Source organism: Streptomyces rhizosphaerihabitans, assembly GCF_025399795.1.
Lineage (GTDB): Bacteria > Actinomycetota > Actinomycetes > Streptomycetales > Streptomycetaceae > Streptomyces > Streptomyces rhizosphaerihabitans.
Genome location: NZ_JAODTZ010000004.1, coordinates 209,610 through 234,890, shown reverse-complemented (window position 1 = coordinate 234,890; position 25,281 = coordinate 209,610). Strand labels below are relative to the sequence as shown.

Below are 25,281 nucleotides of genomic sequence, written 5' to 3'. Positions count from 1 at the left end.
GACAACCGTGACGCGGTCCGTGACCGCACCCTCCCGAAGGGTTTTCGGCCCATGGCGTTGACCGAGCGTTCGGCATGCGGCCGCGCTCGCGCACCGCTCCGAGGGCCCGCCGCACATCAGCTCCGTGCGCGGCGGCACGGCCGAACGCATCGGCCACCGCGGGTTGCGGGGCGGCGCGGAGCGCCAACTGTGCGCCGGGAGAACGGACTTCAGGATCCGATCCGACGGCCGGCGGGTCCGGACGGGCATACCGCCTGGGTGATCGGCCCTTTCGTCTCGCGCGGGGGGACCGCGGCGCCGGGCGCGCGACGGCTCGCGTGGTGGCGCGAACTGTAACCCTCACACTCCCTCGATGTGACAGCGATGTGACGGGTCCATGAAACGGTTTGCCGAACATGCGTAGGGTGCAAACAACTCATCAGAAGCGGCGAACCGGAAATCCGGACGGTTCGCGGACCGACGACGCGAGGGAGGGAGCCGGAGCCATGGGCGACCACAAAGAACAGCCCCTTCGGGTGGGCGCGGCCGTACGGCGACGGCGTCGGGCACTGCGGCTCACCCTTGCCGTCGTGGCCGAGCGCAGTGGTTTGTCGGTGCCCTTTCTCAGCCAGGTGGAGAACGAGCGGGCGCGGCCCAGCAGAAGTTCCCTGGAGAGAGTCGCCGACGCCCTCGGCACCACCGCCGTCGAACTGCTCGCCGCCGCCGACCCGGCGTGCAGTGTCGACGTCGTGCGCGCCGACGCCGGTGCCGAGTTCACTCCCGAGGCCCACGCGCGCCCCTTGGTGCGCGGTCACCACCAGCTGCACGCCACCGAGTTCACCGGCGACCACGAAGAGGGACGCGAACTCCAGCACCGCAACGACAAGTTGATGTACGTCGCCGACGGTGCCGTCGAGGTCGAGGCGGAGGGGCGTGCCCATCGCCTGGGGCGCGGCGACACGCTCTACCTGACGGGCGGGGTGCGGCACCGCTGGCGCGCCACCGTGCCGGACACCCGGGTGGTCGTCGTCGAGGTCGCCGACCACATCGACGCGGTGGAGGACCGGCACACCTTCGGCAAGCGCTGAGCGGCGCGGCCGAGGACGGTGGGGGAGAGGACGGCGCGAGCGGGAACAAGGCGGGGGAAGCCGGCGCGCGAGAGGATGGCGGAAGAGAGGACGGCGCGGGAGAGGCGGACGGTTATGCGGGTGGTGTCCCTCGTGCCCTCGCTCACGGAGGCCGTCGCCGTGTCGGTGCCCTCGGCCCTGGTCGGCGCCACCGACTGGTGCAGCCACCCCGCGGACCTCGACGTCCTGCGGATCGGCGGTACCAAGAACCCCGACGTCGACGCCGTCGTACGGCTCGCGCCCGACCTCGTCGTCGCCAATGAGGAGGAGAACCGGGAGCCCGATCTGACCGCGCTGCGGGAGGCGGGGATCGAGGTACTGGTCACCGAGGTGCGGGATGTGCCCGGGGCCCTTCGCGAACTGGACCGGGTGCTCGCTGCCTGCGGCGCGCGCAGTCGCCCGCACTGGCTGGAGGCCGCGGAGGCCGCGTGGGCGGAGCCGCCCGCGCCCGCCCGCCGTACGACCGCGATCGTGCCGATCTGGCGGCGGCCCTGGATGGTGCTGGGCCGGGACACCTTCGCCGGAGACGTCCTCGCCCGGCTCGGCGTCGACAACCTCTACGCGCAGCACGAGGACCGCTATCCCCGCGTCCCGCTCTCCGAGCTGACCGCGGCGTCCCCGGAACTCGTGGTGCTGCCCGACGAGCCGTACCGCTTCACCGCCGACGACGGGCCCGAGGCCTTCCCCGGGGTGCCCCGCGCCCTCGTCGACGGCCGCTTGCTGACCTGGTACGGACCGTCACTGGCGGAGGCACCCGCACGACTCGGCGAGGCGCTGCGAGCAGCGCGGTCATGACCATCGGACGCGGTCATGACCATCGGACGAGGCGCCGCAAGGCCTGAACTTCCTTTCTGGATGGGCGAAATCAGCACCCCGGGCTCAGCCGCTGAAGCCCTCCGGGCCGCCGGACCGTGGTCCCCGACCCGGAGTTCCGGTCCGGCGGCGGGGTCCGTTCAGTCCTCGGGCCGCTCGGACGCCAGCAGCTCCCGGAGTTCGTCCATCGCCTCCCGGAGCCGGTCGGCGAACGTCCGCATCTGCGCGGCGACCGCCAACGGCGTGCTCAGATAGAGGTTGAACCGCTCGGGAAGCAGCACATAGGCGACACCGATGCACTGGCTGCTGGTCGACCCGAAGCCGAAGTACTGGATATTGACGGACGGCGCGGAGCTCGTACTCAGATAGTCGTCCCGCATGGTCGACCAGCCCGGCGTCCGGTACAGCGCGGGCTGTTCGGTCACCCCGAGCTCGGCCCCCCGCCGGCGCTGGATCAGCTCCAGCTCCCACAGGTGCTGCTCCGGCACCTGCCCGGCCTGGCACGCCTTCGCGCGTGCCACATGGGCCTCCGTGGCTGCCCGGAACGCGGCGCGCCGCGCGTCCGCGTCGGCTGCCGGGTCCTCCATCGCCGCCACGAAAGCCGCCATCTCGGTGGTGACGACGCGCATCGCCTCGGTCCGCCCGTGCCGGTACTGCCGGGTGGCGATCGACTCGTACGTGGCGCCCAGGTGCCCCTTGGCGCGCTGGTGGGCGAGCTGGTAAGCGGCCTGGACGAACGCGTCCGGCGAGACCCTCAGCACCTTGGCCGCGCTGCTGCCGAAGTCCGTGAACGACAACGTGCTGGTCGCGGTGCTCTCCCCGTACGCCGCGAACGCCTCGGCGGCGGAGCGCGCCCGGTCCCGCAGCGCGTCGTCCAGTTCGAACACGATCGGCTCCAGCGCCGGCAGCCCCTGGGAGCGGGCTCCGGACTGCCGGGACTGCTCCTCGGCCGGGGTGTCGAACAGGGCGTCGGTGAAGGTGAGGATCGTGGTCCCGTCCAGCTCGCAGTGCTCGACGTTGATGCCCGCCCGCCCGTCGGCGAAGACGACGAAGGACACGGCCTTGTCGAACCAGCGGTTGCCGCGGTCGCCGTACAGCAGCTGGTCGCAGGCGTCCTGGACGTCCGCGGGGGCGAAGTCCTCCAGAGCGACGCAGAACAGCGCGGTCTCGACATCGTCGAGGGCGTCGGCGTTGCGGGGGTGGCAGGCGAGAAGGGACTCCCGGGCGGCCGCCCACTCCGCGCGGGCCATGGTGGTGAGGTGCCCCACCGAGGTGTCCGCGCCGGCCGGGTCGGCCTTCATCACGGCGCGCAGCCCCGCCTCGATGTCATCCAGACTGTGCGGGACACCGTCCGGACCCAGCACGTTCAGCCGGAACATGCCGCCCCGGAAGAACACCACGATGTGCCGGGCCTCGGACGGGCCCGGCCACTCCTCGGTATGGGGGGCGCGGACGGTGTCCTGCTGCGGGCCGGGGATACGCGTGCTGGAGAACAGGAACTTGTTCTGCACCATCGACTGAGGTGCTCCGCGCTGCACCACCGGTGGAATCAGCCCCTGATCGAGCTGCCGCTTGTAGTTGAGGGCCCCGGCGACGAGCCCGGCCGCCCGCTCCACCTGCGCCTGGTCGGAGTCCTTGAACAAGAAGAAGAAGTTGGCGTTGAGGGCGATCCGGTCCCGGCGGCCCAGGTATCGGTACGGCCAGAAGGTGTCGAGCCAGCTGTGCACGCCCTCCGTGGCGTCGTATTCCTCCAGCGCGGCATGCAGCACCCGGCCGGGGCCACCGGGTCGGAGGAAGGCGGCGACCTCCGCCTCGGTCGCCGACCGCTCGTCCGCGGTCAGCAGCGGCGTACACCAGGCGAGAAACCTCTCGCAGCTCGCGTCCAGCGTCGGCAGCGGCACGCGCGGGAGGCTGTCCTCCTGGGCGAAGGTCGCGTTGCCCGACGCATCCTGACTGGTCTTCAACTTTGTTCTCGATTCGGCTCGTTGGTACCTGTGATGTCGTACGGCCGGGAAAGGTGGAGCTGTGCGTACAGCCAGCCTTCCGCCTCCAGGCCCCGTGGATCCACCCCTGCGGCCGACATGCTGTCGAGCACGAGCGCCTGCTCCTGCGGGGAGGCGAACCGCCGCTGTCTGAACACCTCGTCGACGCGGACGGTCCGGTAGCCCAGCCCCGCCAACGCGCGCTCGACGGGGTCGAACGGGAACATCCGCAGCACGAAGTGCGCCATCCAGGGGCGGCGGACGCCCTGCGCCCGGACGACTCGCGTGAGCGTCCGCTCGGTGACGTAGCCGACGCAGCCCGTCGAGATCACCAGGTCCGTACCCGAGAGCTGGGCGCGCTGTCGCGGTGTGGGTTCGTGCTGCTCCAGGTCGGCGTGCACCACGTCGTCGAGGAACCCGGCCTCAAGGGCGTAGGACAGTGCGCTGCCGGAGGTGTCGAGGCCGACGAAGCGGATCGCCTGCGGGGGTCGGCGTGACCGGGCCAGCTCCCGGTCGCGGGCCAGCAGAGCCTCGCGGCTCTCGGCCGCACGCTCCTCGTCGCCGTAGCGCGCGTACAGCTCGTCCATGGTCGCGTCGTACTTCAGCAGGGCGGCGTTGATTCCGTACGAGCAGCCGATGTCCAGCACCTTCGGTACCGCGACGTGCTGGGACTCCCGGTACTCCGTGATGATCTTGGCGAAGTAGGGCTTGGCCTGCTGCGGAACGCCGTAGTCGAGCGGGCGCAGCGCCCTGAAATAGGTTCGCGGGTCGGGCTGGTCGTAGATGTGGTCGAGTGAGACTTTTCCGGTCACGTCGAAACGCACAGGGCTTACTCCTCCGTGGATCGCGCAGGGGGAAGGAGAGGGAAGGAGGGGGAGGGGGAAGGAGGGAGGCGGACTGCGGCGACTACGCGTTCCCGCCGTCCGTCAGTCCAGGAGCCGGTCGCCGCGGACCGCCCGGCCCTCGGCCGCCAGATGCTCGGGCAGCACCCGGCCGAAGAGCTGCCGGGTCCGTTCCACGCTTCCGATGACGCCGGGGCGCTCGCTGTAGGCGAATATCGCGGAGTGGCGCGCGACCTCGCCGCGCACCGGGCTCACTCGGTGCAGCGAGTAGCGCCCTTTGAACAACTGAAGGTCACCCGGTTGGAGGGGGAGGCGCCGGGTCAACCGCTCGCCTCGGCCGTCCACCACGTCCCGGACGTCGTCGAAGTTCTCGTCCTGCGCGGTCCGAATGTTCGGGCAGTACTCGAATACGCCGCCGGCCTGCGCCTGCTGGGTGAGCATGCTCACGGTGAACTCGTTGGTGTCGAAGTGCCAGGGGTGCTCCATGCCCGGCGCGACGACGTTGAGGACCAGCCCGGAGAGCGGGTCCGCCAGCTCGTGCAGCTCCGGCAGTTCGAAGCAGCGGGCGATGAAGTGCCGGAACACCGTGTCGGAGTAGAGCCGGCTGATGAGGGAGTCCGCGGGAACGCGGTCCCGCGCGACGAACGCGTTACCCCGCTCGAAGGTCTTCCGGCCCGGATGGTCCTCCGGCAGCGCCGAGTCCACCGCGATGTTGTAGACGTTCACCGTCTCGACGTCGTGGTGCGCCCGGGGGGCGATGTCCGAGCATTCCTGCCGCAGCACATCGCGCAGCGACGGGCGGACGAAGTCCGGCAGCACGGTGCAGCCGAGAGTCGACAGGTCGTGTCGGGCACGGGAGACCACGGCCTGTCCCCGGGCGCTCGCGGGTTCCGACAGGGGATAGCGAGCCGTGTCGACCACCTGATCAAGCGTCAGGGCTTCCAAAGAGCGCATTCGATCCTCTCCACATGCGGGCCGCCCCTCTCGTCGGTTCCCTCGACGGCCCACGGTTCCGCCTCTTACGCACACACGGGCCGAGCGACGCAATCCGTGCGGTCGGCCCGACCTCACTCTCGGATCTTCGGTAACTCGGCTGGCAGGAGGGGCACTTGAAGTTCCCACAGCGGTGCCATGTTGTCTGTGACGCGTCACACTGCCCAACTGTGAGCAGGTCCTGGCCACCGACGTATACGTTCCACCCGGACCGGCGTGGTACGGCGCGACGGCATCCGCCCGGAACTCGGACGAGTACTTCGATGCCCCCAAACGGGAACCCCTGCCCTTCGGATCCGCACGATCCGAAGGGCAGGGGTGTCGTCCAAAGGCATGGCAAGGCAGCCGCGAAAGGCTACTTGCGCGAAGGCGCTGCGAGCAGCTTGCCGCTGATCAGGCCGTGTGCGGTGCGGACGGCGGCCACCGACCAGGCGGTCACCAGCAGGGCGTACAGGGCGACGGCGAGCGCGTCGAAGGCGACCAGGCCGGTGTGCCGGGCCAGGCCCTCCGCGCCGGTCACACAGGTTCCCACCGGGAAGGTGAACGCCCACCAGGTCATCGCGAAGCCCATGCCCTGGCGGCGGGCCCGTACGACCATCGCGACGGCCAGCGCGAGCCACAGCAGCGCGAAACCCAGCACGGGGACGCCGTAGAGGACGGCGAGGAGCGCGAAGCCCTGGTCGTACGGGGCGGGCACCACACCGGGCGCGGCGTCCGCGAACTTGCCCACCGCGGTCGTCGACTGGCCCAGCGGGCCGAGTACGAGGAACAGCGTCGGGGTGAGCGCAAGCGGCAGCGGGCCCGCGGTGACGAGCCGGGCGAAGATCATCGGCAGCATCACGAAGGTGGCCAGCAGGCTGATCCCGAACATCGCGACACAGGCGAAGAGCAGCGTCTCCCGGGGCTGTCCGGCCGGCAGGTGGGGAACGAGGAGGGGGCCGAGGGCGGCCGACACCATGGGGGCGACGATCGGCAGCAGCCACACGGGTGACGCCTGTCCGGGCTCGATCCGATGCCGTACGACCATGAGGTACGGGACGGTCACGGCGGCGGCGAGCCCGATCAGTGTCCCGGCGACGAACAGAACCGTGTCCACGGCGACCGCCGCCTGCATCCCGATCCAGTCCCGGCCGACGAGCAGCGTGCCGCCGCCCACGGCGAGCAGGGCCATGGAGAGGCAGCCGTAGAAGGGGGCCATGGCCGGGTCGAGGAGGTGGGCCCGGGCCTGGTCGCGGTGGTGCGTCCAGTGCAGGGCGCGGGCGACGAGCAGCGACACCAGCAGGGTGAGCGAGAGGGCCCACACGACGGCGCAGGCGGTGCGCAGGCCCGGCACGTTTCCGGGCAGTCCGGCTCCGGCCGTGGCCACGATCGCGGTGCCCATCACGGAGGCGTACCAGTTCGGGCCGAGATGCCGGACCGTGGCGATGGCACGGTTTCCCGGGACACGGGGGGTCTTCGTGTCGGGGACGGTTCCCGCCTGATGGGCGGACAGGGGCTGGGCTGCGGTGACCATGGCACCACGGTCGCGCTCGCGTCGGCTCCCCACCAGGGAGTGCGGGCCTATGAGGGCATAAGCTGGCTTTATGAGCAGCAGCGCTGAGGATCGCCATGAGTAGCGGTGCTGAGGATCGGCCCGGCGTCGGGATCGCGCACCGGGTACCCGATCTCGGCGCGCTGGAACTGCTGCTGGCGGTGGCGCGCCTCGGCAGTCTCGGGCGCGCCGCACGCGAGCTGGGGATCACCCAGCCGGCGGCCAGCAGTCGTATCCGGTCCATGGAGCGGCTGCTCGGGGTGGCGCTCGTCGACCGTTCGCCGCGCGGATCCCGGCTCACCCGTGAGGGGGCGCTCGTCACGGACTGGGCGCGGCGGGTGGTGGACGCGGCCGAGGCGTTCGACGCGGGGGCGCAGGCGCTGCGGGACCGGCGCGACTCTCGGCTGAGGGTGGCCGCGAGCATGACCATCGCCGAGTACCTGCTGCCGGGCTGGCTGATCGCGCTGCGCGCGCAGCGCCCCGATACGGCCGTGTCGCTGCTCGCCGGGAACTCCGCCGGCGTCGCGGAGCGGCTCCTGTCCGGCGAGGCGGACCTCGGCTTCGTCGAGGGCCTCTCGGTGCCGTCCGGCCTCGACGCGACCGTCATCGCGCACGACCGGCTGATCGTGGTGACGGCGCCCGGACATCCCTGGGCGCGTCGCCGTAAGCCCCTCGCCGCGGCGGAGCTGGCCGCCACGCCGCTCATCCTGCGGGAGGAGGGATCGGGTACGCGTCAGGTCCTCGACACCGCGCTCGGCGGGCTCGCCCGCCCGCTGATCGAACTGTCCTCGACGACGGCGGTCAAGGCCTCCGCCGTCAGCGGAGCCGGACCCGCCGTCCTGAGCGAACTGGCCCTCGGCGAGGAGCTCTCCGCCCACCGTCTGGTGAGCATCCCGCTCGCCGACGTCCGGCTCGCCCGTGCCCTGCGGGCCGTCTGGCCGACGGGACACCGCCCCACGGGCCCGGCCCGCGACCTGCTCTCCCTGACGAGGGGCGCGGCCTGACCGCACGGGACCCCGGGATGCCGCCTGACCGCACAGGGACACGGGGTGCCGCCTGACCACAGGCCGTTTTCGCCCTCTCCGCCCCTACCCTCCCCCAAGGTCTCGGCTTGGCTCCCCAAGGTCTCGGCTTGGCTCCCCAAGGTCTCGGCTTCGCTCGACCAGGGGCCCCCATCGTCCCCAGGGGCGCTGCCCCCGGACCCCCGCTCCTCGATCGCCGCAGGGGCCGAACTCGGCCCCTGCTTCTCAAGTGCCGGAGGGGCTGAATTCCTCCGCTCAGGACGCCGCCGCGACCAGGCCCCGCATCACCCGCAGGTCGTCGCCCATCTCCGGGTGCCACTGGACCCCCAACACCCAGGCGGGGCCGGGGAGTTCGATCGCCTCCACGGTGCCGTCCGCAGCGTGCGCGCAGACCGTGAGACCGTCACCGAGGCGGTCCACCGCCTGATGGTGGTACGTCGGCACCTCGCACGGCTCCGGTGCGAGAGCGGCGTACCGCGTCCCGGGTACGGGCGTCACCTCGTGGTGTCCGACGACGCTGGTGTCCTTCACATGGCCGTCGAGGTGCTGGACGAGCGTGCCGCCCAGCGCCACGTTGAGGAGCTGGTGGCCCCGGCAGATACCCAGGAGCGGGGTGCCGGAGTCCAACGCGGCCCGGATCAGGGCGAGTTCCCAGTCGTCGCGCTCGGGAGCGGGCGGGCCCGTACGCGGGGAGCGCTCGGCTCCGTAGCGGAGGGGGTCGACGTCGGGGCCGCCCGCGACGACCACCGCGTCGAGCCGGGCGACGGTCTCGGGCGCCAGGGCCGAATCGTCCGGCGGCAGCATGACGGCGAGTCCGCCCGCCCGCTGCACGAGCCGCGGATAGCCGGCCGGCAGCAGCGCGGCTTCCAGTTCCCACACACCCCAGCGCGCCCCGACCTCCAGATACGTACTCACACCGATCAGCGGCCTGCTCACGCGCTTCTCCCTCGGATCCGGGTCGCCACGACTCCCATGGAACGTCAATGGAAAGGTCTCATACCTTTGGGCGATGAGGGGCGGAAACACCACGCGCCCCTCACGCCCGTCCGCTCACGCCAGGAACCCGCGCAGCAACGCCGCCGTGCCCGCGCAGTGCTCCCGCATGATCTCCCGCGCGCCGTCCGCGTCCCCGTCGAGGACCGCCCCGACGAGGGCGGTGTGCTGGCGCTGCGAGTGCTCCAGATTGCGGACGAGGAGCGGGATGCAGTCGAGCAGGTCGTTGACGGAGGCGCGGACGGCCGCGTACCGCGCGGTGAGGGAGGAGGAGCCGCACAGCTCCGCGAGGGTGAGATGGAGCATGGTGTCCAGTCGCCGGTAGTCGGCCAGCGGGGCGTCGTTCGTCCGGGTCAGCGCCTCGCGCAGCCGGCCGGCCTGCTCCGCGTCGAGCCCGTGCGTCGCGCACAGCCCGGCGGCACCCACCTCCAGGACCTCGCGGAAACGCAGCACGTCCTCGATGTCGACCGCGGCGACCCGGCGGCGCAGCTCGTGCTCGCCGGGCGTGGCAGTGCGTGCCAGTACGAAGGTGCCGCCGTACCGGCCGCGCCGCGACTCGACCAGACCCTGGTCCTGGAGCACCTTCAGGACCTCGCGCAAGGTCACCCGGCTGATACCGAGTCGCTCGGCCAACTCCCGCTCCGCGGGCAGCCGTTCACCACCCGGCACCAGGCCGAGCCGGACGATCTGGAGGATCTGCTCCAGCGCCTCCTCGAAACCGTTGCCCGCCCGCACCGGCCGCAGCACCGGCGTCAGCCGGTCGTCCGTCCCACGGTCGGGTTCCTCCCGCGTCATCAGGTCGCGCCCCCTTCCCAAGCAATGGTTCTCCGCAATACCTTATGGCTCTCGGCTGACCCAAGGAGGCTTTTCCGGTGGCAGACCGCACACCCCCGCTCTCCGTCGAAGAACTGCGCCGTCTTGTCGAGGCAGGGGACATCGACACGGTCGTCCTGGCCTTCCCCGACATGCAGGGGCGGCTCCAGGGCAAGCGGTTCGCCGCGACGTTCTTCCTCGACGAGGTCCTGGAGCACGGCACGGAGGGCTGCAACTACCTCCTCGCCGTCGACACCGACATGAACACCGTCGACGGATACGCCATGTCCTCCTGGGACCGGGGCTACGGCGACTTCGCCATGCACCCCGATCTCGCCACCCTGCGGCGCGTCCCCTGGAACGAGGGCACCGCCCTGCTCATCGCCGACCTCGCCTGGAACGACGGCTCCCCGGTGGTCGCCGCGCCCCGCCAGATCCTGCGCCGCCAGCTCGACCGCCTCGCCGAACTCGGCTACACCGCCCAGGTCGGCACCGAGCTGGAGTTCATCGTCTTCAAGGACACCTACGAACAGGCCTGGGACACCGGCTACCGGGGCCTCACCCCGGCCAACCAGTACAACATCGACTACTCGGTCCTCGGCACCGGCCGCATCGAGCCCCTGCTGCGCCGCATCCGCAACGAGATGCAGGCCGCGGGCCTCACGGTCGAGTCCGCCAAGGGGGAGTGCAACCCCGGCCAGCACGAGATCGCCTTCAAGTACGACGAGGCCCTCGTCACCTGCGACCAGCACGCCGTCTACAAGACCGGCGCCAAGGAGATCGCCTCCCAGGAGGGCGTCTCGCTCACCTTCATGGCGAAGTACAACGAGCGCGAGGGCAACTCCTGCCACATCCACCTCTCCCTCGCCGACGCCGACGGAACCAACGTGATGGCCGGCTCCGCGCAGGACCCGGGCGGCATGTCGGAGGTCATGCGCCACTTCCTCGCCGGACAACTGGCCGCCCTGCGTGACTTCTCGCTCCTGTACGCGCCCAACATCAACTCGTACAAACGGTTCCAGCCCGGCTCCTTCGCCCCGACCGCCGTCGCCTGGGGGTACGACAACCGCACCTGCTCGCTCCGGGTCGTCGGCCACGGCCGCTCGATGCGCTTCGAGAACCGGCTCCCCGGCGGCGACGTCAACCCGCACCTGGCCGTCGCCGGACTCGTCGCGGCCGGCCTGTACGGCATCGAGCGGAAGCTGGAGCTGCCCGAGGCGTGCGCCGGCAACGCCTACACCGCCGAGTACGCGCACGTCCCCACCACCCTGCGCGAGGCCGCCGAACTCTGGGAGAACAGCCCCATCGCCCGAGCAGCCTTCGGCGACGAGGTGGTCGAGCACTACCGCAACATGGCGCGCGTCGAGCTGGAGGCCTTCGACGCCGCGGTGACCGACTGGGAGCTGCGCCGCTCCTTCGAACGCATGTGAGGACCCCCTTGTCGCACCCGCACACCTCGCACCCGCAGACCTCGCCCCCGTACGACCATGAACTCCAGGTACTCGACCCCGCCACCGAGGAGGTCGTCGCAACCGTCCCGGCCGCCTCCGCGCAGGACGTCGCCGACGCCGTCGGGCGGGCCGCGAAGGCGCAGGTCCGCTGGGCCGCCCTCGCGCCGGCCGACCGCGCCCGGCTGCTGCGCCGCTTCGCGGCCGTCGTCGACGGCCACATCGAGGAACTGGCCCGCCTGGAGGTCCGCGAGGCCGGCCACACCCTCGGCAACGCCCGCTGGGAGGCGGGCAACGTCCGCGATCTGCTCGACTACGCGGCCGGGGGAGTGGAACGGCTGACCGGCCGCCAGATCCCCGTCGCGGGCGGCCTCGACATCACCCTCCTCGAACCGCTCGGCGTCGTCGGGGTCATCGCACCCTGGAACTTCCCCCTGCCCATCGCCGCCTGGGGCACCGCACCGGCGCTCGCCGCGGGCAACGCCGTCATCCTCAAACCCGCCGAGACGACCCCGCTGACGGCACTGCGAGTGGCGGAACTCGCCCTGGAGGCGGGCCTGCCCGAACACCTCTTCCAGGTACTGCCCGGCGCGGGACCCGTCGCGGGCGCCGCACTCGTCGAACACCCCGGTGTCGCGAAGATCGTCTTCACCGGGTCGACGGCCGTGGGCAAACAGGTGCTGGCGAAGGGCTCCGCCCTCCTCAAGCGGGTCACCCTCGAACTCGGCGGAAAGAGCCCCAACATCGTCTTCGCCGACGCCGACATCGAGGCCGCCGCGGCAGCCGCACCCATGTCCTTCCTCGACAACTCCGGCCAGGACTGCTGCGCCCGCACCCGCATCCTCGTCCAGCGCTCCGTCCACGACCGTTTCCTCGAACTCCTCGCCCCGGCGGTCGAGTCCGTCGTCGTCGGCGACCCCTCCGACGAGCGGACCCAGATGGGCCCGCTGATCTCCAGGTCCCAGCTGGAACGCGTACGGTCCTATGTCGACGCCGACGCGCCCGGCATCCGGGGCAAGGCCCCCGAGGGCCCCGGCTTCTGGTTCCCGCCCACCGTCCTCACCGGCGTCGACCCCGACGCGCGCGTGGCCGTCGAGGAGGTCTTCGGCCCCGTCGCCGTCGTGCTGCCCTTCGATGACGAGGCCGACGCGATCCGGCTCGCCAACGCCACCGACTACGGCTTGTCCGGTTCCATCTGGACCCGCGACATCGGCCGCGCCCTGCGCGTCTCGCAGGCCGTCCGCGCTGGCAACCTGTCCGTCAACTCCCATTCCAGCGTCCGCTACTGGACCCCTTTCGGCGGCTTCAAGCAGTCGGGAATCGGCCGTGAACTCGGCCCGGACGCCCTCACCGCCTTCACCGAGACCAAGAACGTCTTCATCAGCACGGAGGGTCCCGCACAGTGACTTCAGACACCCCTGAGACCATCTGCCGCCGACTGGTCGGCCGCACCGCCGTCATCACCGGCGCCGCCAGCGGCATCGGCCTCGCCACCGCGCGCCGGCTCGCCTCCGAGGGCGCCCACGTCGTTTGCGGCGACATCGACGAGCAGCACGGCAAGGCCGTGGCCGAGGAGGTCGGCGGGACCTTCGTCAAGGTCGACGTGACCGACCCCGAGCAGGTCGAGACGCTCTTCAGGACGGCGTACGACACCTACGGCTCGGTCGACATCGCCTTCAACAACGCGGGCATCTCGCCGCCGGACGACGACTCCATCCTGGACACGGGCCTGGAGGCCTGGAAGCGCGTCCAGGAGGTCAACCTCACCTCCGTCTACCTGTGCTGCAAGGCCGCCATCCCCTACATGCGCCGCCAGGGCAGGGGCTCCATCATCAACACGGCGTCCTTCGTCGCCCGGATGGGCGCGGCCACCTCGCAGATCTCGTACACGGCCTCCAAGGGCGGTGTGCTCGCCATGTCCCGTGAACTGGGCGTCCAGTTCGCCCGGGAGGGCATCCGGGTCAACGCCCTGTGCCCCGGCCCCGTCAACACCCCGCTGCTGCAGGAGCTGTTCGCCAAGGACCCCGAGCGGGCGGCGCGTCGGCTGGTGCACATCCCGGTCGGGCGCTTCGCCGAGGCGGACGAGATCGCGGCGGCCGTCGCGTTCCTCGCCAGCGACGACTCCTCCTTCGTGAACGCCACCGACTTCCTGGTGGACGGAGGCATTTCGGGCGCGTACGTCACGCCCCTGTAGGACCGTCGCGGTACGGGTCGCGGGGCCGGACGGTCCGGCCGTACCCGTCCTGGCGGACACCGTGTACCGCCCGTTCCCGGCACGTCCTAGAGTGCCGGGATGAGTATGACGCCTCCGCCCGGCTGGTACCGCGACCCGTCGTACCCGCTCGTCGAGCGCTGGTGGGACGGGACCACGTGGACCGACCACCGGCGTCAGCCCGAGGCCCCCCAACAGCCCCTGATGCAGACCCGGTCGCCCGGTGGCGCCGGCTCCGGCCGGGCCAGGGCCGTCGCGCTCGTGACGGCCGCCGTCGTGCTTGTCGCCGCGATCGTCACGGGCGCCGTGCTGCTGCGCCGCGACGACAGCGGCGACGAGGCCGCGACACGGACCACGCCGGCCGTCGCGTCTCCCACGGGGACCGACGGCCCGTCCCCGTCATCGGCCGGTCCCTCGCCGTCGGCCGGGGACCCGGCCGTCGTCGTGGACGAACTCGACGGCATCACCTTCCCGATCCTCGACGGCTGGGCACGACCGCAGTACGTGGTCGACCACGACACGGTGCTGACGACCCCGGGCACCTACGACTGTCCGGGCGACTCCAGTCTGTGCCGGCGCGGCCGGGTCGTCTCGCGCACGGCCACGGCCACCGACGAGACGTCCCCGAAGGCCCTCGCCGAGGGGGACATCAAGGACGCCGCCGACAGCGCGTACGACCACGACGTCGTCGGCAGCCGCCCCTTCCGGGGCATCACCTCCCACCAGCTGGTGAAGTCCGGCTCGGTCGCCGTCGCCGGGCGCGCCGGGTACTTCGTGCGCTGGAAGGTCAAGACCGGTGTGGGACCCGGGGGTTACGTCGAGTCGCTGGCCTTCCCGTCCAGCGTGGGCTCGCAGTCCCCGGTCATCGTCCGCTTCGCCTTCGACGCCGGCGCCGACGGGCCGCCGCTGTCCGACATGGACCGGATCACCAAGGGGATCCGCTCGGTCGGCGAGAAGGACGCCGGCGGAGGTGTGGGCAGCAGCGTCGGCCCGTCGAGGTGAGTCGAAGCGAACGGTGACCGCCCGGCCGGGGGACCGGCGTACCGGGCACCCGGCTACCCGGCTACCCGGAGCGGGCCGCCCTCACCGGATCCGGAGGTGTCGCCCTCACCGGATCGGAGAAGGTGTGGCCCCGGATCAGAGGAAGGTGTGGCCCTCTCCGCGATAGGTCGGGACGGCGGCCGTGACCGTGTCGCCCTCGACGAGGTGCAGGGTGTCGAACCGCTCGCACAGCTCACCGGCCTTCGCGTGCCGGAACCACACCTTGTCGCCGATGAGCAGATCGTCCGCCGGGGAGCCGAGCAGCGGGGTCTGCACCTCGCCGGGACCCTCCTGGGGGTCGTACGACAGTCCCTCCGGCAGATACGGGACGGGCAACCGGTCCGCGCCCGCGGCCCCGGACGCGGGGTATCCGCCACCCAGCACGGTCACCACACCCACGCCGGGCCGACGCACGACGGGCTGTGCGAACAGCGCGGCGGGGCGTCCGCTGAAGGACGTGTAGTTGTCGAAGAGCCTCGGCACATAGAGCCCCGACCCGGCCGCGATCTCCGTGACGGCGTCCTCGGCGGCCGTGTGCTGGACACTGCCGGTGCCGCCGCCGTTGACGAATTCGAGGTCCGGCTCGATGGCCCGTACCGCCCGGACGACCTCCGCGCGCCGCTGGGCGAGCTCCTTGCGGGCGGTGGCCTGCATCAGCCGTACGGCACGCGAGCGCAGCGGCCGTCCCGAGATCGCGTCGCCGACGCCCGCGATGTGGCCCTCGTACGCCATGATCCCCACCAGCTTGAACCCCGGGGCGCGTTTGACGGCACGGGCCATCTCCGCCACCTGGGCGGGGGAGTGCAGCGGCGAACGCAGCGCTCCGACCCGCACCCGGCCGCCGAACAGCTTGAGCGAGGTGTCCAGCTCAAGACAGACCCGCACCACCTCGGTGCCACCCTGGCGTGCCTCGTCGATGAGACGGAGCTGCGCCGGGTCGTCGACCATGACGGTCACCGCGGCGGCGAGCTTGGGGTCGCCAGCCAGCTCGGCGTAGCTCTTGCGGTCGGCCGATGGATAGGCGAGCAGGACGTCGTCGAAACCCGACCTGGCCAGCCACAGCGACTCGGCGAGGGTGAAGGACATGATCCCCGCGAAGCCGTCCCGGTCCAGGACGCGTTCCAGGAGGGTGCGGCATCGGACGGACTTGCTGGCGACACGGATCGGCTTGCCGCCGGCCCTGCGGACGAGGTCGTCCGCGTTCGCGTCGAAGGCCTCCAGGTCCACGATCGCGACGGGGGCGTCGAGGTGAGCGGTGGCCCGGTCATAGCGGGCCCTGTCGGCGGCACGGGCAGTCATGACCGAAGACTGCCAGACTCGATTACCGCAGGGTAGGGGGACGTTCCGGGCAGATGCCCCGAGGCCTCGTACTGGTTCCCGCCGGACGCGCGTCAACCCGTAGAGTGACGCGGACGCAGGGAGGAACGACCTTGCCCCGGCGGGCCCTGCCCGGGGTGACGGTCCACCGGCGCGGGTATGCGTGCCCGTGGCGATCCTCTTCCGCACGTGACGAAACGGCTCGCCGAGCTCCGGGGCGGCCGACAGCCCGGTACGAGGAAACGGGGGGTGCATGAGTACGGAAGCGCGGCGTGCCTCGAATCCCCAGCGCCCTGCCGGCTCACCTGCCGACGCCCCGCCGGGCTCCCAGACCCCGTCGGCCCCGAAGAACCCACCGGCTCCAGCTGCTCCGGCCCACCCTCCGCTTCCGTCGACCCCTCCGGCTGCGGCGGCCCGGTCCGCTCGGACCACCCCATCCGCCGGACCGACTCCCCCGAAGCCGGCCCGGTCGCCCGAGCCGTCCCTGTCGGGCGGGGAGGACTGGTCCGCCGAGGATCCCTCGCCGCTCACGCAAGCGTCCGGGTCCGCGTCCGGGGCCGGGTCTGCGTTCGGGTACGCCGCGCCCAACCACGCCCCGGCGGTCCCGCCGCGCCCCGCGAGCCCGCCCCGTGGCGTGGCTCCGTCTGTGCCGCCCCAGCCCCTCGGGCCGCCGTCGACGCGGGAGTGGTCCGGTTCGCCGGGCGGACCGTCCGCGGGCGGAGGCGGGTTCCGGTCCTCCGGAGGCGGTTCCGCGCCGACTGCCACCGCGACTTCCCCGTCGGCCTCCGCATCCGCGCCGAATTCCGCGCCGGTCTCACCGCCGGGACCCGTACGGGCCTCGCGGGTGCCTTCGCCGCCGCGTTCCTTCGACTTCTTCGACACCTCGACGGAATCGGACGAAGCATCCGGTACGACGCCTTCCCCGAGGCCCGCTACACCTTCCGAGCCGGGGTCGGCCTCGTCCGGTATATCGGCGTCCGCGTCTGCCGGCAGGCCGTGGTCCGGCATGGCGGGGGGCGCCTCGTCCGCCGCGGGGCCGGTTGCGCACGGTGCGCCGGGGTTCCGCGCGCCTGCAGGGCCGGGGTCCGCCACGACCGGTGCGCCCGGGTCCGCCTCGCCCGGTGCGCCGGGTTCGGCTGCCCCCGGAACACCGGGACCAGCCTCGTTCGGCAGGCCGACGTCCACATCGCCCAGCGAGTCGGGGTCGGTCTCGCCCGGTGGGCGGGGACCTGTCTCGTCGGGTGCGCCGGGGTCGGTCTCGCCCGGTGGGCCGCGACCCGTCTCATCCGGTACGCCGGGGGCTGCTTCGCCCGGTAGTCCGGGGTCCTCGGCGGGTACGCCGGGTTCTGTTTCGTCGGGCAGGCCGAGGTCGGTCTCGCCCGGTGGGCCGGGGGCTGCTTCGCCCGGTAGTCCGGGGTCCCCGGCGGGTACGCCGGGTTCTGCTTCGTCGGGCAGGCCGACGTCAGCCGCGCCCGGGTCGGCCGTGCCCGGTACGCCGCGGTCCGTCTCGCCCGGTAGGCCGTGGTCCGCCTCCGCCTCGGCGGGGTCAGCCCCTTCCGGTACTCCGGGGGCCGACGCGCCACGGTCCGCCTCGACCGGTACCGCACCGTCCGGCGCAAAGAGCACGGCAACGGCGTCCACCGGCCCGGGCGCCGCGTCGGAAGCCGTCCCGTACGGCTCCGCGGCACCCCCTTCGGAGCGCCCGGCCCCGCCGTCGGCGGCCTCGGAGCGCTCCGCGTCGGACGCCGCTTCGCAGGGTCCCGCATCCGTGTCCGGGCCGGAGGCCAGGCGCTTCCCCCGTCTGCGCCCCGAGGCGCGGCCGGGGACGTCGACCCCGCCGCCCCCCGCGGCCTCCGCACGCTTCCCGGACGCGCCGCCCGCGTCAGCCGAGCCGACGCGTCCCGATGGGGCGCCGCACCCCGCCGGACCGTCGCGGCCCGGCGGGACACAGCGCCCTGGGCAGCGTCCCGCCCGGCTGTCGCACCCCGCCGCGCCGCAGCGCCCGTCCGAGCCCCGGCGCGCCTTCGAACCCCCGCGCCCCTCCGAGCCCTCGTCGCCGTCCGAGCCCTCGCGGTCCTCCGATCCGGCGCGCGACTTCGACCCCTCGCGGCGCTCCGCGTCCGCACGCCCGTCGGAGCTTCCGCGTCCGGCAGAGCCCCCACGCGCCTCCGCACCCTCCCGCCCGTCCGAGCCGTCACGGCCCTCCGGCCTCTCAGGGCCCTCCGAGTCGCTGTATACCGCCGAGCCTCTGTATCCGTCCGAGTCCGCGCCGTCGTCGCGGACCGGAGTGGCAGGGCCGGCCGCCGTATCCGGGGAGCGGCTCACGGAGACGAGCAGGGGGCTGTGGCCTGGACGGGGCGAGGAGCCCGCTGTGCCCTCCGCGGTCACGCCCTCGTTCACCCCGCCCCCGCCGGCAGCGCCTGCCGAGGGAGCCCCGGGCCCGCAGCGCCCCTTCGTGTCCTTCGCGGAGCCCGAGACGTACGGCGGCGACACCGCGCGGGTGCGTCCGCTCCGTGGGCGGGCCCGGCCCCGTACCGTGGCCGCCGCGGCCTGTGTCGTCCTCGGACTCGGGCTCATCGGCGGTGCGGTGACCGGGAGTTGGCTCACCGGCGACAACGCGGACGGACCCGGTTCGCCCGGTGCCTTCACGGCGGCCGGAGAGCTCTGGCACAGCGTGCCGGTGGACCAGCTCTTCCCGCCGACCGTGCGCGGCGACGGAGCGGGCCCCGGCGGCTCCGACCGCACCTGGACCCGGATCGCCGTCGCCCCGGACTCCGGCTGCAAGGACGCCTTCGACCCGCTGCTGCGCCAGGCCCTCGCCCCCGTCGGCTGCCTGCGGCTGCTGCGTGCCACCTACGTGGACGCGACCCGGAGCCATGTCACCACCGTCGGCCTGCTGTTCACCAAGGCGGACGCGGCGGGCATGACCTCCCTGAAGGCCCGCTTCCGCAAGGAGGGCCTGGCCCGGCGCACCGACCTGATGCCCCGCCCCTACGCGGCGAAGGGCACCGCCGCCGAGGGCTTCGGCAAGGCACAGCGCGCTTCCTGGACCGAGGCGGTCCTCACGGACGCCCCAGTCGTCGTGTACGCGGTCTCCGGGTTCGCCGACGGGCGCACGGTCGCCACCCCGCAGCCCGCCGCCGACGCGATGAAGCCGGACTCGACCACGGCCCCGGCCCAGGCGGGCCTCGGCCATGAGGCGCAGGGCCTCGCCGACCGGGTCGAGCGAGGCCTCCGCAAGACCGTCACCTCGGCCACGGAGAAGCCCTCATGACCCACAACACCGGCCCCGCCGGCCGTAGTCAGCAGACCGGAGCGACCGGCGCCTCCGGTACGAGCACAGCCTCCGGCACGACCGGCACGACCGGAGTGACGACCGCGGCCGCGGAGCGCGCCCCGGTCCGGCGGAGTCCGATGTCAGGGCCGCTCCGCACGGCCCCCGCCGCCGACAGCGCCCGGCCCCCGCGCGCGGCCCCGGCGGTCCGCGGGCCCCTGCTCTCCCGCAGGTCCGGCGCCCTCGCCGCCGTCCTCGCCGCCTCCCTCGCCCTGGTGCCCTCGACCGCGGCGCACGCCGACGGGATACGTGCCCAGCAGTGGGGCCTCGACGCGATGCACACACAGCAGGCGTGGCGTACGACCAAGGGCAAGGGCATCACCGTCGCCGTCCTCGACACCGGCGTCGACGCCCTGCACCCGGACCTCAAGGGCAATGTGCTCGCGGACAAGGACCTGGTCGGTTTCGGCGCGAGCCGCGGTGACGTGACCTGGGCCCGGCACGGCACCGCCATGGCGGGCATCATCGCCGGGCACGGCCACGGGCCGGGTGACGCCGACGGCGTCATGGGCATCGCCCCGGAGGCGAAGATCCTGCCCGTCCGCGTCATTCTCGAAGACAAGGACCCGGCCCGCTCCAAGGCCCGCAACACCCGTGGCAACGCACTCGCCGAGGGCATCCGCTGGGCCACCGACCACGGCGCCGACGTCATCAACCTCTCCCTCGGCGACGACTCCAAGTCCGCCCACCCCGAGCCCGCCGAGGACGAAGCCGTCCAGTACGCGCTGAAGAAGGGTGCCGTCGTCGTCGCCTCGGCCGGCAACGGCGGGGAGAAGGGCGACCACATCTCGTACCCCGCCGCGTACCCCGGCGTGATCTCGGCGACCGCCGTCGACCGCTACGGAACCCACGCCTCCTTCTCCACCCGTCGCTGGTACGCCACCGTCAGCGCCCCGGGCGTCGACGTCGTCATCGCGGACCCGGACGACCGGTACTACGAGGGCTGGGGCACCAGCGCGGCGTCCGCGTTCGTCTCCGGCGCGGTCGCACTCATCGAGGCCGCCCACCCGGGTCTGTCCCCGGCCCAGATCAAGCAGGTCCTCGAGGACACCGCCCGCAACGTTCCCTCCGGGGGCCGGGACGACTCCCGCGGCTTCGGCTTCATCGACCCCGCCGCCGCCATCGAGGCGGCCGGCCGGCTCAAGCCGCAGGGCCTCAAGTCGGCGGCGTACGGCCAGAAGTACTTCGGCACCGGCCCCGACGCCCCCGACAACGGCGGCAGTTCCGCCGACTGGGCCGGTCCGCTCGCGGGCGCCCTGGGCCTGGCCCTGCTGGCGACAGCGGTGTTCTTGTGGCGCGGCCGCAGAGGCTTGCACCCCTTCGGCCGGTCCTGACGGCTGTCCCACCCCTGGATCCTGAGCCCTGAGCCCTGAGCCCTGAGCCCTGAGCACTGAGTTCTGGGCCTCGGCCTTCCGCACCCGGCTTTCCGTCTCCGACCTTCCGTCCCCAGCCTTCGGTCCTCAGTCCTCGGCCGCGTCCTGGAACGCGGACAGTGCGGCCTTCGCCACCGCTTCCACCAGCGAAATACCCTTGGCCTGCGTGGAGTTCCCGTTCGACAGCGTCGCCACCAGGTAGTCGTGGCCGTCGGCCGAGATCCGGCCGATGCTGTTGACGTCCCACAGCCCGGTGGTGCTGCGCGCCAACCACCCGTTCTTCAGGGCCCATTGGGAACCGTCGGCCGCGGCCGACACTCCCCACCGCTGGTCGGTCTCGATCTTGCCCATGAGTCCCTGGAGGTAGGACCGGGAGGTGTCGCTGAGTTTCGAGTCGTCCCCGAACACCTGGCGCAGCAACGTCAGTTGGTCGCTCGCCGTGGTCTGGGTCAGGCCCCACAGCTCGCCGTCGCCGCCCTGCGTGTCCGTCAGGCCGAAGCGCTTGTTCGCGGTGTCGAGTCCGTCGGCCCGGCCGATCGCGGCCCACAGTGCGGTCGCCGACGCGTTGTCGCTGTTCTCGATCATCGCGGTGGCGTACGTCTTCTCCTGCGTGGTGAGATGCCGGTCCGCGTCCTGCGCCTGGAGGAGCAGCGTGGCCAGGATGTTCACCTTGACGATGCTCGCGGTGTCGAAGGCGGTGTCGCCGTGGGCGGCGCTCTCGCCGGAGTCGAGGTCGAGGACGGCGACCGCCGTCTTCGCGCCGTCCGCCACGGGCACCGCCTTCAGCGCCTTCGCGAGCAGCGCGTCCCGGTCCACGGAGGGCTCCGCCACGGGTTCCACCGATGCCTCCTCGCCGGCGGCCGGCGACGAAGAGGGGGATGCCGTCGCCGTCGCCGCCGCCGCCGACGATACGACGGCCGGGCCGTCGTGCGCCTGTGCCTTCATGTACACCGTCCCGGCCGCCGTGGCTCCGACGAGCACCGCGGAGGCCACCACGGTGTAGAGGAGAGGCTTGCGTCGGGAGGGCCGGGCGCGACGCCCGCGTGCTCTGTGACGGTCCATTCGGTGATGCTGGACGGCCGGGCTGTGTCCGCGGTTAGACGCGTGTTAGAGGTGTGTCAGGGAAGACTGAGAAACCGATGAGTTCCGTCAACTCCGGGTTTCAGGGGCCGCACAAGCGCAGCAGCATTCCCCCGATAGGGTCGGGGACCGTGGCGAACAAGAACATTCCCGACCCAGGCTTCCCCGACGACGACGGCTCCGCCGATCCGCGGCTGAGCGCGGCGCTCGTCGCCTGGTCCGCGGACCGCACTGCCGTACCGCCGGTTCTGGAGGCACTCGAGGGTGCCCGGCTGCTCGTGCCCGTCGTGGCGATTCTCGGCGAGGTCGAGGAGGACGAGAACGGGCTGCGCCGCGAGAAGACCAGTGACATGGCGGTGCCCACGCTCAAGGCGGGGAACCGCACGGCCCTGCCCGCCTTCACGTCCACGGAATCGCTGGCCCGCTGGGATCCCGGGGCCCGCCCCGTCGCCGCCCGCCTGCGTCAGGTCCTGGAGGCCGCGGCGCACGAGAAGGCCGACACGATCGTGCTGGACCTGGCCGGGCCGGTGTCCTTCGAGCTCACGGGATCCGCGCTGCTGGCGCTCGCCGAGGGACGTACCACCGCCGATCCGCTCGCCGACCCGGCCGTGGTCGGGGCCGTACGGGCCGCGGTCGCCGCCGAGCCCCTGGTGGTCCGCGCCCATCTCGTCCCCGGTCCGGCGGACGGCACCCTCGCCCTCGTGCTCGACCCGTCGGCCGCCCCCGCCGAGACCGCCCGCGCGGTGGCCCAGCGGCTCGCGGCCGACGAAACACTGAGGGCCCGCCTGGTGCGCGGCCTCGACCTGGCACTTCTGCCGGCCGGGGCGACGCCTCCGGGCGAGCCCCTGTACGTACGCGGGTAGCTGCCCTCTGTACGGACGCGGGTAGCTGCGCCGGTACGGACGCGGACGGGGCCGCGTCCGTACGACGTGAGGTCGCGGGTCAGCCGTAGACGGGGCCGGTGTACTTCTCGCCGGGGCCCTGGCCCGGCTCGTCCGGGACGAGCGAGGCCTCGCGGAAGGCGAGCTGGAGCGACTTCAGACCGTCGCGCAGCGGTGCCGCGTGGAAGGAGCTGATCTCGGTCGCGCTCGCGTCGAGCAGCCCGGCGAGCGCCGTGACCAGCTTGCGCGCCTCGTCCAGGTCCTTGTACGCGTCGCCCTCCTCGGTGAGACCGAGCTTCACGGCGGCGGCGCTCATCAGGTTCACGGCGACTGTCACGATGACCTCGACCGCGGGGACCTCGGCGATGTCGCGGGTCATGGTGTCGTAGTCGGGGTTCTGGGGAGGGGTGTCACTCATGCCTCACACGATAGGCCCCGGCGCGCGCGCCCCCGTCCACGGGAGCCTTCCGCAGGTCCGCCGGGACTTTCCGCCGGAGCCTTCCGCCGGGCGAGCGGCGGTGAGGAGGCCGCCGGTTAGCGCGTACCCGGCGGAACTGCTAACCTTGCGTAACGACCGGCCGGAGACACGTATGTGCCCCGGCCCACAAGTGGAGGCTCCGATCTCCCACCCGACTGTCCTCCGGGACGGCGGGTCACCCGGTCAGGCGGCCCCCACCGTTCCGTACGGACGGTGGAGTCGCCCGAATGTGCGCCCCGCGGTTGACCGCGACGGTGCTCCGGTTATCCATGGAGCCCCGCCTGTGTCCCGTCCGGGGCATTTTTTGATGCCCCGCGGTGGTTGGTCCACATGTCATCAGAGACATACGCGGCTGTCCGCCAGACCGCCGTGTGGTGCTACCGAGGAGGATCCATCAGCACCGAGCCCCGCATCAACGACCGGATTCGCGTTCCCGAAGTGCGACTTGTCGGTCCCAGCGGCGAGCAGGTCGGGATTGTTCCGCTTGCCAAGGCCCTTGAGCTTGCTCAGGAGTACGACCTCGACCTGGTCGAGGTGGCGGCGAGCGCTCGCCCGCCCGTCTGCAAGCTCATGGACTACGGGAAGTTCAAGTACGAGTCGGCCATGAAGGCCCGTGAGGCGCGCAAGAACCAGGCGCACACGGTCATCAAGGAAATGAAGCTCCGGCCGAAGATCGACCCGCACGACTACGACACCAAAAAGGGTCACGTCGTCCGGTTCCTCAAGCAGGGCGACAAGGTCAAGATCACGATCATGTTCCGTGGTCGCGAGCAGTCCAGGCCGGAGCTCGGCTACCGACTGCTGCAGCGTCTCGCCACGGACGTCGAGGACCTCGGGTTCATCGAGTCGAACCCGAAGCAGGACGGCCGAAACATGATCATGGTTCTCGGTCCGCACAAGAAGAAGACCGAGGCGATGGCCGAAGCCCGTGAGGCCCAGGCGGCTCGCAAGGCGGAAGCGAAGGCCAACCCCGGTCGCTCGCAGAACGCCGCCGATGACGACATCGCCGACGGTGAGGTCACCGAGGACGAGGTCACCGAGGGCGAGTCCGCCGAGGGCGAGTCCATCGAGGGCGAGTCCACCGAGGCCGCGTCCGTCGAGGCCCCGGCCGAGGCATCAGCCGAGGCCTGATCCCAGGGCTGCTGCCCCGGGATGTCAATCCATACATATGACGTTCCATCGTGCCCGGTCCAGCGACCGGGCACCGGAACGCCACTGACGAGGAGAGAACGGCGCTATGCCGAAGAACAAGTCGCACAGCGGTGCCAGCAAGCGCTTCAAGATCACCGGCTCCGGCAAGGTGCTCCGTGAGCGCGCCGGCAAGCGCCACCTGCTCGAGCACAAGTCGTCTCGTCTGACGCGTCGTCTCACCGGCAACGCCGAGATGGCCCCGGGCGACGCCAAGAAGATCAAGAAGCTTCTCGGCAAGTGACGTACCGGCGCCCAGCGCCGCACGTCTGAACCGGGACCCAATCGATTTCGGGTCGTGTGAGTCCAACCACGGCCCCGCTACAAGGAGTAAAAAGTGGCACGCGTCAAGCGGGCAGTCAACGCCCACAAGAAGCGCCGGGCAATCCTCGAGGCGGCCAAGGGCTACCGCGGTCAGCGTTCGCGCCTGTACCGCAAGGCCAAGGAGCAGGTCACCCACTCGCTGGTCTACAACTACAACGACCGCAAGAAGCGCAAGGGCGACTTCCGTCAGCTGTGGATCCAGCGCATCAACGCTGCGGCCCGCCAGAACGGCATGACGTACAACCGCCTCATCCAGGGTCTGAAGGCCGCCAACATCGAGGTGGACCGCAAGATCCTCGCGGAGCTGGCCGTCAACGACGCCAACGCGTTCACCTCGCTCGTCGAGGTCGCGAAGAAGGCGCTGCCGTCGGACGTCAACGCGCCGAAGGCCGCGTGACGCTGCGCTGGCTCTGAGCCGATGTGACGAAAGGACCCGCAGGTTTTCAGGCCTGCGGGTCCTTTGCTGCTGACCCCACGGGCAGTCGTTCGGGTGCGGGCCGTCGGGGGCCG

General features: G+C 72.0%; 22 protein-coding genes. 13 read left to right on the top strand and 9 right to left on the bottom strand.

Annotation, left to right across the window (positions count from 1 at the left end; genetic code table 11):
* Positions 1-485 precede the first annotated feature (485 nt).
* Together N4G66_RS06040 and N4G66_RS06035 are read left to right on the top strand one after the other, a co-directional pair.
* On the top strand, positions 486-1,067 hold the full coding sequence (locus tag N4G66_RS06040) for a helix-turn-helix domain-containing protein (RefSeq protein WP_261702895.1): 582 nt from the start codon (positions 486-488) through the stop codon (positions 1,065-1,067).
* A 114-nt stretch (positions 1,068-1,181) separates the two neighbouring features.
* Positions 1,182-1,901: a helical backbone metal receptor gene (locus N4G66_RS06035; RefSeq protein ID WP_261702894.1), complete on the top strand. Its 720-nt coding sequence runs from the start codon at positions 1,182-1,184 to the stop codon at positions 1,899-1,901.
* 158 nt (positions 1,902-2,059) lie between these two features.
* Here the strand turns inward: N4G66_RS06035 and N4G66_RS06030 are convergent, their stop codons facing one another.
* From N4G66_RS06030 to N4G66_RS06015, 4 genes are all read right to left on the bottom strand, one after another.
* On the bottom strand, positions 2,060-3,883 hold the full coding sequence (locus tag N4G66_RS06030; RefSeq protein WP_261702893.1) for a choline/carnitine O-acyltransferase: 1,824 nt from the start codon (positions 3,881-3,883) through the stop codon (positions 2,060-2,062).
* Positions 3,880-4,725: a class I SAM-dependent methyltransferase gene (locus tag N4G66_RS06025; RefSeq protein WP_261702892.1), complete on the bottom strand. Its 846-nt coding sequence runs from the start codon at positions 4,723-4,725 to the stop codon at positions 3,880-3,882. The genes N4G66_RS06030 and N4G66_RS06025 overlap by 4 nt, the downstream gene beginning before the upstream one ends.
* Before the next feature lie 102 nt (positions 4,726-4,827).
* A complete protein-coding gene (locus N4G66_RS06020) occupies positions 4,828-5,697 on the bottom strand; it encodes a HalD/BesD family halogenase (RefSeq protein ID WP_315903618.1) in 870 nt (289 codons plus the stop codon).
* Between the two features lie 394 nt (positions 5,698-6,091).
* Positions 6,092-7,249 (bottom strand): TDT family transporter, encoded by a 1,158-nt coding sequence (locus N4G66_RS06015; protein WP_261702890.1) that lies wholly within the window; start codon positions 7,247-7,249, stop codon positions 6,092-6,094.
* Between the two features lie 95 nt (positions 7,250-7,344).
* Between N4G66_RS06015 and N4G66_RS06010 the strand changes: the two genes are divergently transcribed.
* Positions 7,345-8,271 (top strand): LysR family transcriptional regulator, encoded by a 927-nt coding sequence (locus tag N4G66_RS06010; protein WP_261702889.1) that lies wholly within the window; start codon positions 7,345-7,347, stop codon positions 8,269-8,271.
* Between the two features lie 273 nt (positions 8,272-8,544).
* Here N4G66_RS06010 and N4G66_RS06005 read toward each other — a convergent pair whose 3' ends face one another.
* Together N4G66_RS06005 and N4G66_RS06000 are read right to left on the bottom strand one after the other, a co-directional pair.
* The gene (locus N4G66_RS06005; RefSeq protein ID WP_261702888.1) at positions 8,545-9,225 is read right to left on the bottom strand and encodes a gamma-glutamyl-gamma-aminobutyrate hydrolase family protein; all 681 of its coding nucleotides are present in this window, start codon (positions 9,223-9,225) and stop codon (positions 8,545-8,547) included.
* Positions 9,226-9,339: 114 nt separating this feature from the next.
* Entirely contained in the window at positions 9,340-10,077 is a 738-nt protein-coding gene (locus N4G66_RS06000) for a FadR/GntR family transcriptional regulator (protein WP_261702887.1), read from the bottom strand.
* A 77-nt stretch (positions 10,078-10,154) separates the two neighbouring features.
* On the opposite strand from N4G66_RS06000, the gene N4G66_RS05995 reads away from it, so the two are divergent.
* The 4 genes from N4G66_RS05995 (at position 10,155) to N4G66_RS05980 (ending at position 14,757) form a co-directional block, all read left to right on the top strand.
* Positions 10,155-11,525, top strand: a complete 1,371-nt coding sequence (locus N4G66_RS05995; protein ID WP_261702886.1) for a glutamine synthetase family protein — start codon at positions 10,155-10,157, stop codon at positions 11,523-11,525.
* Positions 11,526-11,533: 8 nt separating this feature from the next.
* Entirely contained in the window at positions 11,534-12,949 is a 1,416-nt protein-coding gene (locus N4G66_RS05990; protein WP_261702885.1) for an aldehyde dehydrogenase family protein, read from the top strand.
* A complete protein-coding gene (locus tag N4G66_RS05985) occupies positions 12,946-13,737 on the top strand; it encodes a 3-oxoacyl-ACP reductase (protein ID WP_261702884.1) in 792 nt (263 codons plus the stop codon). The genes N4G66_RS05990 and N4G66_RS05985 overlap by 4 nt, the downstream gene beginning before the upstream one ends.
* A 99-nt stretch (positions 13,738-13,836) precedes the next feature.
* Positions 13,837-14,757 carry a DUF2510 domain-containing protein gene (locus N4G66_RS05980; protein WP_261702883.1) on the top strand — a complete coding sequence of 307 codons (921 nt, stop codon included), beginning with the start codon at positions 13,837-13,839 and terminating at the stop codon, positions 14,755-14,757.
* Positions 14,758-14,892: 135 nt separating this feature from the next.
* On the opposite strand, the gene N4G66_RS05975 is transcribed toward N4G66_RS05980, so the two are convergent.
* Complete coding sequence (locus N4G66_RS05975) at positions 14,893-16,095, bottom strand: amino acid deaminase/aldolase (RefSeq protein WP_261702882.1); 1,203 nt, start codon at positions 16,093-16,095, stop codon at positions 14,893-14,895.
* A 2,389-nt stretch (positions 16,096-18,484) separates the two neighbouring features.
* Between N4G66_RS05975 and N4G66_RS05970 the strand changes: the two genes are divergently transcribed.
* Both N4G66_RS05970 and mycP read left to right on the top strand, forming a co-directional pair.
* Entirely contained in the window at positions 18,485-19,387 is a 903-nt protein-coding gene (locus tag N4G66_RS05970) for a hypothetical protein (RefSeq protein WP_261702881.1), read from the top strand.
* Positions 19,384-20,781 (top strand): type VII secretion-associated serine protease mycosin, encoded by a 1,398-nt coding sequence (gene mycP, locus N4G66_RS05965; RefSeq protein ID WP_261702880.1) that lies wholly within the window; start codon positions 19,384-19,386, stop codon positions 20,779-20,781. Before N4G66_RS05970 ends, mycP begins: the two co-directional genes overlap by 4 nt.
* Positions 20,782-20,907: 126 nt before the next feature.
* Here the strand turns inward: mycP and N4G66_RS05960 are convergent, their stop codons facing one another.
* Positions 20,908-21,882, bottom strand: coding sequence for a class A beta-lactamase-related serine hydrolase (locus N4G66_RS05960; RefSeq protein WP_261702879.1), 975 nt, complete (start codon positions 21,880-21,882; stop codon positions 20,908-20,910).
* A gap of 149 nt (positions 21,883-22,031) precedes the next feature.
* Here N4G66_RS05960 and N4G66_RS05955 point away from each other — a divergent pair, with 149 nt between their 5' ends.
* Complete coding sequence (locus N4G66_RS05955; protein WP_261702878.1) at positions 22,032-22,763, top strand: SseB family protein; 732 nt, start codon at positions 22,032-22,034, stop codon at positions 22,761-22,763.
* Between the two features lie 79 nt (positions 22,764-22,842).
* On the opposite strand, the gene N4G66_RS05950 is transcribed toward N4G66_RS05955, so the two are convergent.
* Positions 22,843-23,199: a DUF1844 domain-containing protein gene (locus tag N4G66_RS05950; protein ID WP_261702877.1), complete on the bottom strand. Its 357-nt coding sequence runs from the start codon at positions 23,197-23,199 to the stop codon at positions 22,843-22,845.
* Between the two features lie 429 nt (positions 23,200-23,628).
* Here N4G66_RS05950 and infC point away from each other — a divergent pair, with 429 nt between their 5' ends.
* The 3 genes from infC (at position 23,629) to rplT (ending at position 25,168) form a co-directional block, all read left to right on the top strand.
* The gene (gene infC, locus N4G66_RS05945) at positions 23,629-24,390 is read left to right on the top strand and encodes a translation initiation factor IF-3 (protein ID WP_261702968.1); all 762 of its coding nucleotides are present in this window, start codon (positions 23,629-23,631) and stop codon (positions 24,388-24,390) included.
* Positions 24,391-24,496: 106 nt separating this feature from the next.
* Positions 24,497-24,691, top strand: coding sequence for a 50S ribosomal protein L35 (gene rpmI, locus N4G66_RS05940; RefSeq protein WP_003947156.1), 195 nt, complete (start codon positions 24,497-24,499; stop codon positions 24,689-24,691).
* 93 nt (positions 24,692-24,784) lie between these two features.
* Positions 24,785-25,168, top strand: coding sequence for a 50S ribosomal protein L20 (gene rplT, locus N4G66_RS05935; RefSeq protein ID WP_261702876.1), 384 nt, complete (start codon positions 24,785-24,787; stop codon positions 25,166-25,168).
* Positions 25,169-25,281: the final 113 nt, after the last annotated feature.

What these genes read in the sequence shown, in the direction of transcription:
- N4G66_RS06020 (WP_315903618.1), bottom strand. Translation starts at nt 5,697, where the DNA reads ATGCGCTCTTTGGAAGCCCTGACGCTTGATCAGGTGGTCGACACGGCT.
- N4G66_RS05975 (WP_261702882.1), bottom strand. Translation starts at nt 16,095, where the DNA reads ATGACTGCCCGTGCCGCCGACAGGGCCCGCTATGACCGGGCCACCGCT.
- N4G66_RS06040 (WP_261702895.1), top strand. Translation starts at nt 486, where the DNA reads ATGGGCGACCACAAAGAACAGCCCCTTCGGGTGGGCGCGGCCGTACGG.
- N4G66_RS06010 (WP_261702889.1), top strand. Translation starts at nt 7,345, where the DNA reads ATGAGTAGCGGTGCTGAGGATCGGCCCGGCGTCGGGATCGCGCACCGG.
- N4G66_RS06000 (WP_261702887.1), bottom strand. Translation starts at nt 10,077, where the DNA reads ATGACGCGGGAGGAACCCGACCGTGGGACGGACGACCGGCTGACGCCG.
- mycP (WP_261702880.1), top strand. Translation starts at nt 19,384, where the DNA reads ATGACCCACAACACCGGCCCCGCCGGCCGTAGTCAGCAGACCGGAGCG.
- N4G66_RS05980 (WP_261702883.1), top strand. Translation starts at nt 13,837, where the DNA reads ATGAGTATGACGCCTCCGCCCGGCTGGTACCGCGACCCGTCGTACCCG.
- N4G66_RS05960 (WP_261702879.1), bottom strand. Translation starts at nt 21,882, where the DNA reads ATGGACCGTCACAGAGCACGCGGGCGTCGCGCCCGGCCCTCCCGACGC.
- N4G66_RS06035 (WP_261702894.1), top strand. Translation starts at nt 1,182, where the DNA reads ATGCGGGTGGTGTCCCTCGTGCCCTCGCTCACGGAGGCCGTCGCCGTG.
- N4G66_RS06015 (WP_261702890.1), bottom strand. Translation starts at nt 7,249, where the DNA reads ATGGTCACCGCAGCCCAGCCCCTGTCCGCCCATCAGGCGGGAACCGTC.
- N4G66_RS05950 (WP_261702877.1), bottom strand. Translation starts at nt 23,199, where the DNA reads ATGAGTGACACCCCTCCCCAGAACCCCGACTACGACACCATGACCCGC.
- rpmI (WP_003947156.1), top strand. Translation starts at nt 24,497, where the DNA reads ATGCCGAAGAACAAGTCGCACAGCGGTGCCAGCAAGCGCTTCAAGATC.